This is a genomic window from Streptomyces sp. C1-1 (genome assembly GCF_050214755.1).
Classification (GTDB): domain Bacteria; phylum Actinomycetota; class Actinomycetes; order Streptomycetales; family Streptomycetaceae; genus Streptomyces.
The window spans coordinates 7,968,258-7,979,967 of sequence record NZ_CP189826.1 but is presented as its reverse complement, the minus strand read 5'-3'; the positions used below and the strand labels follow the sequence as shown (position 1 = coordinate 7,979,967).

10 protein-coding genes are annotated in these 11,710 nt (G+C 72.8%); 9 read left to right on the top strand and 1 reads right to left on the bottom strand.

Features of this window, described 5'->3' with window-relative positions; all coding sequences use genetic code 11:
- The first annotated feature begins 125 nt into the window (after positions 1-125).
- The 4 genes from ACQF4J_RS36260 to ACQF4J_RS36245 all read left to right on the top strand — a co-directional run bounded on the left by ACQF4J_RS36260 (position 126) and on the right by ACQF4J_RS36245 (position 5,503).
- Complete coding sequence (locus tag ACQF4J_RS36260) at positions 126-2,807, top strand: LuxR C-terminal-related transcriptional regulator (RefSeq protein WP_427167711.1); 2,682 nt, start codon at positions 126-128, stop codon at positions 2,805-2,807.
- 112 nt (positions 2,808-2,919) lie between these two features.
- Entirely contained in the window at positions 2,920-4,545 is a 1,626-nt protein-coding gene (locus ACQF4J_RS36255) for an MFS transporter (RefSeq protein ID WP_351569012.1), read from the top strand.
- Positions 4,546-4,669: 124 nt separating this feature from the next.
- Positions 4,670-5,188 carry a hypothetical protein gene (locus tag ACQF4J_RS36250; RefSeq protein ID WP_351569015.1) on the top strand — a complete coding sequence of 173 codons (519 nt, stop codon included), beginning with the start codon at positions 4,670-4,672 and terminating at the stop codon, positions 5,186-5,188.
- Between the two features lie 117 nt (positions 5,189-5,305).
- Complete coding sequence (locus ACQF4J_RS36245) at positions 5,306-5,503, top strand: hypothetical protein (RefSeq protein ID WP_142150741.1); 198 nt, start codon at positions 5,306-5,308, stop codon at positions 5,501-5,503.
- Between the two features lie 13 nt (positions 5,504-5,516).
- Here ACQF4J_RS36245 and ACQF4J_RS36240 read toward each other — a convergent pair whose 3' ends face one another.
- Positions 5,517-6,926, bottom strand: coding sequence for a DUF2252 domain-containing protein (locus ACQF4J_RS36240; RefSeq protein WP_351569018.1), 1,410 nt, complete (start codon positions 6,924-6,926; stop codon positions 5,517-5,519).
- A 210-nt stretch (positions 6,927-7,136) separates the two neighbouring features.
- Here ACQF4J_RS36240 and ACQF4J_RS36235 point away from each other — a divergent pair, with 210 nt between their 5' ends.
- The 5 genes from ACQF4J_RS36235 to ACQF4J_RS36215 all read left to right on the top strand — a co-directional run bounded on the left by ACQF4J_RS36235 (position 7,137) and on the right by ACQF4J_RS36215 (position 11,668).
- The gene (locus ACQF4J_RS36235; protein ID WP_351569021.1) at positions 7,137-7,799 is read left to right on the top strand and encodes an HdeD family acid-resistance protein; all 663 of its coding nucleotides are present in this window, start codon (positions 7,137-7,139) and stop codon (positions 7,797-7,799) included.
- 40 nt (positions 7,800-7,839) lie between these two features.
- Complete coding sequence (locus tag ACQF4J_RS36230) at positions 7,840-9,204, top strand: hypothetical protein (protein ID WP_427167708.1); 1,365 nt, start codon at positions 7,840-7,842, stop codon at positions 9,202-9,204.
- Positions 9,205-9,280: 76 nt separating this feature from the next.
- A complete protein-coding gene (locus ACQF4J_RS36225) occupies positions 9,281-9,736 on the top strand; it encodes an SHOCT domain-containing protein (RefSeq protein WP_351569033.1) in 456 nt (151 codons plus the stop codon).
- A gap of 33 nt (positions 9,737-9,769) precedes the next feature.
- Positions 9,770-10,219 carry a DUF7144 family membrane protein gene (locus ACQF4J_RS36220; protein ID WP_351569036.1) on the top strand — a complete coding sequence of 150 codons (450 nt, stop codon included), beginning with the start codon at positions 9,770-9,772 and terminating at the stop codon, positions 10,217-10,219.
- Between the two features lie 72 nt (positions 10,220-10,291).
- Positions 10,292-11,668: a diacylglycerol kinase family protein gene (locus ACQF4J_RS36215; RefSeq protein ID WP_351802456.1), complete on the top strand. Its 1,377-nt coding sequence runs from the start codon at positions 10,292-10,294 to the stop codon at positions 11,666-11,668.
- Positions 11,669-11,710: the final 42 nt, after the last annotated feature.

Genomic DNA, 11,710 nt, shown 5'->3' with positions numbered 1-11,710 from the left:
CTCAGGTCCCTCGATCCGGGACGTTCGGCCCTGCAACCGGACCTTCGGCTCATGTGCGGCGAGCGCGCACCCGAGAACGATGGGATGATCAGCGATGGGGAGCGCTGCCCATGATTTGACGCCCAGTGGTGGTGAGCGCCGTGTCCGTCGACGACGACCAGCAGGAACCGGCCGAACAGCACACAGATCCGCTCGGGGACCCGTACCTACGCACGCGTTTCACTCTGCCGTCACGGCCCGTCACCTTCCTGTCGCGGCCGCGGCTCAAGGAGCGTCTGGACCACTCGCCGCACACGCTGCTGACCATGGTCAACGGCGCGGCCGGCGCCGGGAAGACCCTGCTGCTCGCGGACTGGGCCGCGGGCCTGCCCCGGCCGGTCGCCTGGCTCACGATGGAGGCGCAGGAGAAGCGGCCCGGCATGTTCTGGGCGTACTTCCTCCACGCCGTGCGAACCAGTGGCAGACGGCTCTCGGACCGGGTCCGCGGCCCGGCCGACGCCTACCACGTGGACCACCGACTGCTGTCGGCGATCGCCGAGGACCTCTCCACCGCCGAGCCGCCCGTCACCGTCGTCCTCGACGAGTTCGAGCGCGTGACGGAGCCGGACATCGCGGAGCAGCTGGAGTTCGTGCTGCAGCACGCCGGGCGGGGACTGCGGCTGATCCTCGTCACCCGTACGGAACCGATGCTCTCGCTGCACCGGTACCGTACGGCCGGTGAACTGACCGAGATCCGCGCCGCCGAGCTGGCCTTCACCCCCGAGGAGACGGTGGCCCTGCTGGAGCGGCACGGACTGCGCCTGTCCGTGCAGTCGGCGCGGCCTCTGGTGGACCGCACCCGCGGCTGGGCCGCCGGACTGCGGCTGTGCGCCCTCGCCGCGCAGGAGAGCCAGGACCCGGAGGTGTATCTCAAGGAGTTCGAGGCGGACCGGAGCACCATCGCCGACTTCCTGCTGGCCGAGGTGCTCAAGCGGCAGACGGAGGCCACGCAGGACCTCCTGCTGCGGGTCAGCGTCCTGGACCGCTTCAGCCCCGAGCTGGCCAACGCGCTGACCGGGCGCACCGACTCCGCGCGCATCCTCGCCGACCTGCACCGCGAGAACGCCTTCGTCGAGCAGCTCGGACACTCGTGGTACCGCCTGCACCCGTTGTTCGGGGAGATACTCCGCACCCACCTGTGCGTGCGCCGTCCCGGTCTGGAGCCCGAGCTCCACCGGCGGGCCGCCCAGTGGCTGCGGCGGGCGGGATCGCTCCCGGAGGCGCTCGCCCACGGCGCCGCCGCGGGCGACTGGGACTTCACCGCCGGCGCGCTGGTCGACGACCTGGCCATCGGCCGGTTCTTCACGGGCATGCGCTCCGACGACCTGGCCGGGCTGTTCTCCCGGATGGGGCCCGAGACCACCAGCCCCGCGACCGACCTCGTCCGGGCGGCTCGCGACCTCTCCCACGGCGACTTCCGGCACGGCACGGCTCATCTGCGCCAGGCACGCGCCCGGCTGGACACCGTCACCGGCGATCCGGCGGCCGCCCAGCTGAGCTGTGCACTGCTGGAGGCCCTGGCCGCCCGGCTGACCGGGTCCCCCACCCGTGCGGAACTGGCCGCCGAGGCCGCCGACGAAGTACGCCCGGAGGTGGACCCGGACCTGCTGGAGAAGCATCCCGAGCTGCCCGCGCTCCTGCTCACCCACTTGGGCTCCGCGCGCCTGTGGGCCGGGCGTTTCGAGGAGGCCCGGGCCGCGCTGTCGAAGGCGGCCGACTCGCCCGACAACGCCTCGACCGTGCTGGCCCGGGAGGAGTCGATGGGACACCTCGCGCTGATCGACTACCTGGACGGCTGGCCGGGCAGGGCGGAACACAAGGCCCTGGAGGCGGTGGCGGAGGCGGAGCGGTTCGGCCCGTCGCCGTCGGCCGGCTCCGGCATCGAGCAGGTGGTGCTGGCGGGCGTCGCCGTCGACCGCAACGAACTGGGCCGGGCCAGGGCCCTCCTCGACGAGGCCGCCGAACGCTCCGCCACCCCGCACGATCCGGTCACGGCCGCCGGCCGGGCCATCGTCACCGCACGGCTCCAGCTGGCCCGGGGCGACGCCCGCGCGGCCGTCGAGGCCGCCGACCCGGACGTCTCCGCCGTCGTGTCCTCCCCCTGGGCCGAGAGCCACAAGACGCTGGTGGCGTCGGCCGCCCACCTGGCCGAAGGCCGGGCCGGGGAGGCGGCCGAGATGCTGCGGAAGCTGGGGGACGACCAGCCGACGTGCACCACGGAGGCCGCCCGTATCCAGTTCGCCGTGGGCAACGAGGAAGAGGCCATCGACCTCCTCCTCAGCGTCCCCGTCACCGGCCGGGCGGGCCCGGCGGTGACCGTCCGGGCGACGCTGGTCAAGGCCATGGCCGCGGATGCCGCGGGCGACACGGCCACTGCCCGCAGGCTCGTCGCGCAGGCCCTCCTCGACGCCCGGCGCGAGCGGCTGCGGCGGCCGTTCCTCGACGCCGGGCGGTGGATCCGGCCCCTGCTGGTCACGGCGCCGCTGGACAGGCTGGCGGCGGGCTGGCTCACCGCCGGCAACCCCACCAACGAGGAACCGGCCGGGCCAGGGACACCCCCCGCGCCGATCGTCGTGGAGGAGCTCAGCGCACGCGAGCGCGACGTCCTGCTGCGGCTGGCCCAGATGATGTCGACGCAGGAGATCGCCGCGGACCTGTACGTGTCCGTGAACACGGTGAAGACGCACCTGAAGAGCCTGTACCGCAAGCTCGCGGTCAACCGGCGCGGTGCCGCGGTGCGCCGCGCACGGGACATGGGCCTGCTGTGAGCCGGCACGGTCTCGCCCGCGACGGGTGAGGCGCCGGGTGCCGGGCTTCCGCTGCCATGGGACTGGCGTCCGACCCGACGCCGCTCCGGCCCGACTCGGCGAGGTGGGCACAGTGAAACGCTGGCGCGCTCTGATCGTCCTGGGAACGGCCCAGTTCCTGATGGTCCTGGACACCTCGGTGATGAACGTCTCGATCAGCCAACTGGTCAAGGACTTCGACACCGAGGTCACCACCATCCAGGCCGTGATCACCCTGTACGCGCTGGTCATGGCCGCATTCATGATCATCGGGGGCAGGCTGGGCGACATCCTGGGGCGCCGCCGCGTCTTCTTCCTGGGACTCATGGTCTACGGCACCGGATCGGCCCTGACCGCCGTGGCACCCACGGTGTGGGTCCTGGCGCTGGGCTGGTCGGTCATCGAGGGGATCGGTGCCGCCCTGGTGCTGCCGGCCATGGCGGCCCTGGTCGCCGAGTCGTACCGCGGACCGGACCGGGCCGTGGCGTACGGCGTGATCGGCGGACTCGCCGGCGCCGGCATCGCGGTCGGCCCGCTGCTGGGCGGCTGGGTGACGACGTACCTCACCTGGCGGCTGGTCTTCGCGGGTGAGGTCGTGGTGGTGCTGGCCGTGCTGCTGTGCCGTCGGATGATCACCGAGGCCGCGCGGACCGGGCGGCGTCCCGGGCTCGACGGGATCGGGGCCGTGCTGTCGGCGGCCGGACTCGGGCTGGGCGTGCTCGGTGTGCTGCAGAGCAGCACCTGGGGCTGGGTGTCGCCCCGCAACCCGCCCTTCACCGTCTTCGGCTTCTCCCCCACCCTCTTCGTCGTCGGCGCCGGCGTCCTCGTCCTGGCGGGCTTCACGCGCTGGGAGCGGCACCGCGACGCCAAGGGCGCCGACCCGCTCGTCCATCTGCCCCTGCTGCGCAGGCCGGCCCTGCGCTCCGGTCTGCTGGCCCTGCTGGGCCAGAACCTGATCCTGCTGGGACTGTTCTTCGTCATCCCGCTGTACCTGCAGGTGGTGCAGGGCTTCGACGCGTTCCAGACGGGCCTGCGGCTGCTCCCGGTCTCGATCACCATGCTCGTGGCCTCCGTGCTCGCCTCCGCGCTGGGTCGGGCGGCAGGCCCGCGCCGGATCGTCCGGCTGGCCCTGGTCGTCCTCGCGGTGGCCGTCGTATGGCTGCTGGCCACCATCGACCCGGTCATCGACGACGCGCAGTTCGCCGGAGCCATGGCCCTGGTCGGGGTGGGCACCGGTCTGCTCGCCTCGCAGCTGGGCAACGTCGTCCAGTCGAGCGTCGGCGAGGAGGAGCGCAGCGAGGTCGGCGGCCTGCAGTTCACGGCACAGAACCTGGGCTCCGCGCTCGGTACGGCGCTCATCGGCTCGATCCTCCTGGGCGCGCTGGCCCACGCCTTCACCGCCCAGGTGGCGGACGATCCCAGGCTGTCGGACGAGGCCCGCAAGCAGACCGGTGTCGCCCTGGAGTCGGGGATCTCCTTCGTCACCACCGACCAGGTGCGCTCGGCGGCCGAGGAGGCCGGGCTCCCGCCGTCCGAGGTCGAGGCCGTCACGGATTCGTACGCGTCGGCGCAGCTCGACGGCCTGAAGGCGGCGATCCTCGCCGCCGGCGGAGTCACCGTGGCGACCTTCCTCGTCACCTCGAACCTGCCGACCGGCAAGGGCCGGACCAAACCGCGGGAGACCGACACACCGGCCGGAGCCGTCGGCTCGTCCCGCTGAGCCGCGGCTGGATCGCCTGAGCCGCAGATGGACCGCCGAGCCCCAGGGGGACCGCCCGAGCCCCAGGCGAACCGCCCGAGCCACAAGCGGACCACTCGTCCCGCCGACCCGGAAGTGGACTGCGATGCCCCGAACCGATCACGCCACGGCCGGCGCGGACACCCCCGCGCAGGTCGCCCACACGGACTACACCGGGGGCGTCTACGGCTCCATGCTCGCCGCCTCCGTCGTCATCGGCGCCGGCGCGCTCGGCTCCTTCCCACGGCTGCAACTGATGCTGCTGTTGCTGCTCACCGGGCTGGTGTACTGGATCGCGCACGTGCACGCCCAGCTGTTCGGGGCCCGCCTGGCGCGGCGCCGCCTCGACCGGCGCGCGGTGCTGCACGCGTGCCGCGACGAGTGGCCGATCGTCAAGGCCGCCGTCCCCCCGGCCGCCGCCGTGGCCGTCAGCCCGCTGCTGGGACTGGACGTGCAGGGCACCGTCTGGTTGGCGCTGGCCGTGGCCGTGGCCGGACAGGTGGGGTGGTCGGTCGCCGCGGCCCGCCGGTCCGGTGCCTCCTGGCGTCTGGTGGCGGCCACCGCGTCGGTCAACCTGCTGCTGGGCCTGCTGATCGTCTCCTTCAAGTTCGTCCTGACGCACTGACCCGCGACACGGCACTCGGATCACCTCTGCCGGGTGAGGCCCCGCGCGCCGCCGGGCCGGACCATCGCGGTACGGGGCGCAGACCGCCTTACCAGGCCGCTCGCGGGAGCAAAGCCCATGCGCTACGAGATCCGAGTCGACGGACACATGTCGGACACGCTGGCCCAGGCCTTTCCTGAGCTGGACCACGTGGTGATGTCCGGTCAGACGGTCCTGTACGGATCGGTCATCGACGAGGCTCAGCTCTTCGGGCTGCTGGCCCGCTGCCAGTCCCTTGGCCTGCACGTGCTGGAGATGCGACAGGTGCCGGAGTGAGCCGGACGTCCGCTCACAGGTCCCGGGCGAGGACCCGGCCGGAGCGGACCGCGGCCCCGAGCGCCTCGAAGTCCTTCTCGTTGCGGTCGGCGTAGGACTGCGCGAACTCGGTGAGCGCGCGGTCGAACCGGTCGCTGCCGCCCAGGTAGGCGGCGATGGCGATCGGATCGCCGGAGCGGGCGTGGGCCCGGGCCAGACTGGCGCCGCACACCTGGGCGAAGAGGTTCAGCGTCTCCGGCCCCATGGTTTCCGGGCGCGCGATGCCCTTCCAGTCGCGCAGCTGTCGTACGTAGAAGTCGCGGTCCCTGCCGTCGAGGCCCACCACGTGCGTCCAGCCCAGGAAGATGTCGCTGGTCGTCTGGATGAGGCGCTGCCCGGAGACCACCCGGCGGCCCTGGTTGTCGAAGCCGGCGTCGCCGGTGTGGGCGGCCAGCACCGACTCCTGGGCCTCCTTGGCCTGCAGCAGCAGGGGGTCGTCGTCGTCCCTGCCGAGCATGAGCAGGATCCAGCAGCGGGTGCCGACGCTGCCGACGCCCACCACCTTCCGGGCGATGTCGACGAGGTGGTAGTGGCGCAGCAGATGCCTGCGCTCGGACGGCAGGGTGCGCGCGTAGTCCTCGATCACGCCCCGGAGCACCTTCTCCTCCTCGTCCCCCGTCGACGAGGACAGCAGGTCCTTGAGGGGGGTGATGAGCGGTGGGTCCGGGGTGATCCGGCGGCCGTCGGCGGTGTCGCGGGTCAACTTCTCGAACGCCTGCATGCTGGTGCGGGTGCGGGCCTGTGCCGCGGCGCGTTCGGTACGGCGCCTGACGTCCTTGTCCATCGACGACGCGAGCAGCTTGCGCAGGCCTTCCACGTCGTCTTGGGCGTACCAGATGTCGAGGGTGCGCATGCCGGCGAACTCCCGCATCCGCCTGCGGTAGGCCGCCGCGCAGGCCAGTACGGCGAGGTTCTGCTCCTTGACGGAGAAGCCGTTCTCCCGGCCGGCCGTGACGAAACTGCTCGTCAGACGCTTGACGTCCCATTCGAACGGGCCGGGGTAGGTCTCGTCGAAGTCGTTGATGTCGAAGACCAGATGCCGCTCCGGTGACGCGAGCATCCGGAAGTTCAGCAGATGGGCGTCCCCGCACAGCTGCACCTGAAGCCCCGAGTTCGGTGTGGGCCCCAGGTCGGCGGCCATGATCGCAGCCGCGCCGCGGTAGAAGCGGAACGGCGACTCCAGCATGCGGCCGTAGCGCACCGGCACCAACTCCTGGACGCGGGTCGCCGACTGACGCTCGATCACCTCCACCGGGTCGAAGCGGTCGGGGCCCCCGTCGAACCACCCGTGGCACGAACGCGACGCACGGGCCCGGGCACGGCGGCCGATCTCCGCGCGCTCGGCCGCCGACAAGGACGCGGTAAAGGAGTTGGGTACGGTCATGGCTCGTCCTCCTGGTCCGGTACGCCCCGCCCACCTGCTGTCTCGTGATGGCCGAGACCTCCAGCCCATCGGCACGGCGGTGGCGGCGGATCACCCGGGACGGGTGACCCGGCTGCCGCGGGTGCGGAGGACGCTGGCCCCGTGAGGTCCCCGCGCACTGCCTTAGGCCGCGGTCCGGCGACGCTCCGCCCGATCGCGCGAGGAGGAGCCATGACCATTCCCCTCGGTCCGAACCCCCGCACCGGAGCCGCTCGCAGCCCGGACGGAGCGGTTCCAGGCCAGGCGGACGGGGCCGCGCGGGCGCTGGAGGAGCTGGGCCGTTCCTGGACCTGGATCCTGGCCTCCGCGATCGCGACGCTCGTGCCGGGTGTGCTGGTACTGGTCTGGCCGGACGAGACACTGCACGTCCTGGCCGTCCTCATCGGCCTGTACCTGCTGGTGCACGGGGCGTTCCGGTTCGTGGCCCTGTTCGGCGCGCAAGGGGCGGGCGAACGGCTGGCCGGGCTGCTCATGGCCGTGCTGTACGTACTGGCCGGGGTGCTGTGCCTGCGCAACCCGCTGCAGACGATCTCCGCGCTCTCGCTGGTCGTCGGAGTCGTCTGGCTCGTGTCCGGGATCCTCACCCTCTACACGGCGATCACCGCCGAGGACCTGCCGCACCGGGGCTTCGTGCTGGGCGCGGCGGTGATCGGCATCCTCGCCGGAGTGGTGGTCCTGGCCCTGCCGGCCGAGTCGGCGCGTGCGCTGACCCGGCTGCTCGGCCTGTGGCTCGTCCTGCTCGGCCTGGTCGAACTGGCGCTCGCCTTCGCCTGGCGGGCGGCGCTGCGCAGGTCGGGCGTCACCGGCGGCCCGCAGCCCACCACGGCCGCCTGAGGCCGCGCGGGGGGCGCACACACAAGGGGAGGGACGTTCCATGGATCCGGCCACGGCCTCCGGCACGCCGGGTTCCGAAGCGACCGCCGACGGCCGTCGGCTGGTGACCGCCGCGGAACACGCCGAATACCAGCGGCTGCGCCGAGCCGCGACCATGCGCCACCGGCGGCTGCGTCAGGCGGGCGCCTCGCTCCTGCTCGCCCTGACCCTCCTGCTCGCCCCGCTCGCGCTCGTCGCGACCTGGGTGCACGACCAGGTCTCGGACACCGGACGGTACGTGCAGACCGTCGCCCCCCTGGCCTCCGACCCCGCCGTGCAGAACGTCGTGATCGACCGGCTCACCGACCGGGTGGTGGCCCAGGTGGACGTCAAGGCCGTGACGGACACGCTCGCCAAGAACCTCGCCGACAACGGCGCGCCACCCGCCGTCGTGCGGGGCGCCCAGGCCCTCACCGGCCCGCTCGGCTCCGCGGTGCACACCGTGGTACGGCGCAACGTCAGCCGCGTGGTCACCAGCGACGCCTTCCGGCAGGCCTGGGAGGGCGCCAACCGGCGCGCCCACACCGCCGTACTGAACATGCTGACCGGCGAGCGCGGGGGCGCGCTGCGCGCCTCCGGCGACACGGTGCGGCTGGACCTCGGCGTCGTCGTCGACCAGGTGCGCCGGCGCCTCGTCGCCGCGGGCTTCGACAAGGCCGCCGCCATCCCGGACACCGACCGCACCGTGACCCTGTTCAGGACCGCCCGGCTCGCCAGGGCCCAGGACGCCATGCGGCTGCTGAACGTCCTCGGCATCGGGCTGCCCGTCCTGACACTGGCCCTCGCGGTCCTCGCCGTGTGGACCGCTCCCCACCACCGGGTGATGGTGATGGTCACCGCCCTCGGCGTCGCCGCGACGGCGGTGCTGCTGCTGATCGCCCTGGCCGTCGTACGGCGGGTCTACCTCGACTCCGTCCCCTCCGCGACGCTGCCGCCCGACGCCGCCGCCGCGATCTTCGACACCTTCGTCCGGTTCCTGCGCGCGAGCACGCGCACCCTGCTCGTCGTCTCCCTGCTCACGGCACTGACCGCCTTCCTCTACGGCCCCTCCCGGGCGGCCCGGGGCGTGCGGGCCCTGTTCCGGCGGGGGACCACGGCCGCCGGGTCGGCGCTGCGCCGCGCCGGGGTGCACACCGGACTCACCGGCCGCTGGCTGTCCGTGCACCGGTCCTGGACCGTCGGCGTGAGCATCGGTGCGGGCGCGCTGGCCCTCGTCCTGTGGAACCGCCCCACGGTCGGCGCCGTGGCCCTGGTGCTCGTCCTGGTCCTGGTCGTGTTGTCCGCCACCGCCGTACTCGCCGCCGCGGGCCCCCCGCCCGACGCCGATGAACCACCGGGGCGCGCAGGTCTCACCCCTACCGGGTGAAGCCGCCGGGCGCTTGCCGTGGGCACGCTGAGAAACGCAGAGACATGCGGGCGCACGCCCGGAACGGAGGAGAGTCATGAGCACGTACCTCGCGTACGACTATCCGCTACTGAGCGTCTTCTGGTCCATGCTGTGGTTCTTCCTGTGGATCATGTGGTTCGTGCTGCTGTTCCGGATCGTCGTCGACATCTTCCGCGACGACGACATGAGCGGCTGGGGCAAGGCCGGCTGGCTGGCGTTCGTCATCCTCCTGCCCTTCCTCGGAGTGTTCGTCTACGTGATCGCCCGCGGGAAGAACATGGGTCGCCGTGAGGTGGCACAGGCGAGGGCGCAACAGCAGGAGTTCGACTCCTACATCCGCAAGACCGCCGGAAGCGGCGGATCCAGCAGCGTGGACGAGCTCGCCAGGCTGTCCGAGATCCGCGCCCGCGGTGACATCACCGACCAGGAATACGCCAGGGCCAAGGACATGGTGCTCAGCGGTCACGGAGCCACGTCGAGCCCCGGCGTGAGCGCCGGCTCCCAGCACTGAGCGCACCGGACCGATCGAAACGAGGTCTCCACGATGACCGCCACCCACCACCCCGCACAGACCCACGCGACAAGGCAGAACTGGGCCCAGGGACTGATGGCCTTCGCCGCCGTCATGCTGATGCTCGCCGGAATCCTCGACATCTTCCGGGGCATCATGGCGATCGCCAAGGACGACGTCTTCGTCAACACACCCAACTACGTGTTCCAGTTCAGCCTCACCAGCTGGGGCTGGATCCATCTCGCCCTGGGCGCGGTCGCCGTGATCGTCAGCCTCGGGCTGTTCGCGTCGGCCACCTGGGCGCGTGTCGCCGGTGTGGCCATCGCCGGGCTCGTCATCCTCGGCAACTTCCTCTCCCTGCCGTACTACCCGGTCTGGTCGGTCGTGATGATCGCGTTCTCGGGCTTCGTGATCTGGGCCCTGTGCGTGGTCAAGCGCGACGACCCCAACGCGATGTTCGACCACCCGGGGCACGACATCTGAGCCGACCCGGCTCGCATCGGCACGGCACGTGACGGGCGGGACCCGTCCGTGCCCGTCGGGGGAGGAGGGGCGATGGGACGACACCGCGACCCGGGTACGAGCACGACGCGGTCGGCGGGCGGGCCCGCCGAGGCACCCGCCGGCCGCGTCGGCCGGGCGCGTGTCGCCCTGCTCGCCCTGCTCGGCAGCGTTCTCGTGCCGCTGGTCTTCGCCGGTCTGCGCAGCGTGCTGTGGCTGCTGGTCGGCATGGCCGGCCTGGCGCTCGCCGCCGTCGGTGTGTGGTGGACGCTGGCCCACACCGGGGCCCTGCGTGTGCTCGGGGTGCTGCTTTCGGTGACCGCGCCGCTGACGGTGCTCGCCCTGTACGCGGCCTCCGGGATGCTGGGTCCGGCGTGTCTGTCGCTGGCCCTGTGGGCGCTGGCCGTCATGGCGGCGCACACCGCGCTGGCCCCCTCCCACGGTGCTCGGAAGCCGGAGCCGGCCGCGGTTCCCCGGCGTCCCTGGATCGTGATGAACCCTCGCTCCGGCGGCGGCAAGGTGGGCCGGTTCCAGCTCGTGGACAAGGCCCGGGCCGCGGGCGCCGAGGTGGTCCTGCTCGACGCGGGCCAGGACGTCGTGGACCTCGCGCGCCGGGCCGTCGCCGAGGGAGCCGACCTGCTCGCGGTGGCGGGCGGCGACGGCACGCAGGCTCTGGTCGCCGAGGTGGCGGCCCGGCACGACGTGCCGTTCGCCGTGATCCCCGCCGGCACCCGCAACCACTTCGCCCTCGACCTGGGCCTGGACCGGGAGGATCCCGCGGCGGCGCTCGAGGCCCTGACCGACGGCGTCGAGATCCGGGTGGACCTCGGGTTCGCCGCCGACCGCGTGTTCGTCAACAACGCCTCCTTCGGGACGTACGCGTCCGTGGTCGCCGACCCCGCCTACCGGGATGCCAAGGTGCACACGGCTCTGCAGACCCTTCCCGGCCTGCTCGCCGGCAAGGACGCCGCCACGCTGCGGATGCGGGCCGACGCCGCCCGGGCCGACGGGCTGCAGGCGCTGCTGGTCAGCAACAACCCCTACCGCCGGGCGGTCGACTCGGCGCACCCGGGACGCCGGCAGCGGCTGGACTCGGGACGCCTCGGGGTGCTGTGCGTCCGTGTGGACAACACCGTCCAGGCGGCTCGTCTGGTACGCGGCCCGCGCTCCGGTTCGGTCATGCGGCTGGACGCCGAGGAGGTCGTCGTCGAGGCGGACAGCGACACCGTCGCGGTCGGCATCGACGGAGAGTACGTGACACTGCCGTCCCCCGTGGTGTGCCGCTCCTCGCCGGCCGCGCTGCGAGTCGTCGTGCCACGCCATCGCCCCGGCGTTCCGACCGCCGCGGGCCCGGCCGACTGGCCCCGAGTGACAAGACTCGCCCTGGGCCGCCTCGCCCCCCACCACGGCCCCCGACCGGCGACCGCGTGAGCCGACCGACACGGCCTGCCTCACGGCGCCGGTCACCGTGGG

What these genes read in the sequence shown, in the direction of transcription:
- ACQF4J_RS36225 (WP_351569033.1), top strand. Translation starts at nt 9,281, where the DNA reads ATGAGCACGTACCTCGCGTACGACTATCCGCTACTGAGCGTCTTCTGG.
- ACQF4J_RS36220 (WP_351569036.1), top strand. Translation starts at nt 9,770, where the DNA reads ATGACCGCCACCCACCACCCCGCACAGACCCACGCGACAAGGCAGAAC.
- ACQF4J_RS36250 (WP_351569015.1), top strand. Translation starts at nt 4,670, where the DNA reads ATGCCCCGAACCGATCACGCCACGGCCGGCGCGGACACCCCCGCGCAG.
- ACQF4J_RS36215 (WP_351802456.1), top strand. Translation starts at nt 10,292, where the DNA reads ATGGGACGACACCGCGACCCGGGTACGAGCACGACGCGGTCGGCGGGC.
- ACQF4J_RS36230 (WP_427167708.1), top strand. Translation starts at nt 7,840, where the DNA reads ATGGATCCGGCCACGGCCTCCGGCACGCCGGGTTCCGAAGCGACCGCC.
- ACQF4J_RS36235 (WP_351569021.1), top strand. Translation starts at nt 7,137, where the DNA reads ATGACCATTCCCCTCGGTCCGAACCCCCGCACCGGAGCCGCTCGCAGC.
- ACQF4J_RS36245 (WP_142150741.1), top strand. Translation starts at nt 5,306, where the DNA reads ATGCGCTACGAGATCCGAGTCGACGGACACATGTCGGACACGCTGGCC.
- ACQF4J_RS36240 (WP_351569018.1), bottom strand. Translation starts at nt 6,926, where the DNA reads ATGACCGTACCCAACTCCTTTACCGCGTCCTTGTCGGCGGCCGAGCGC.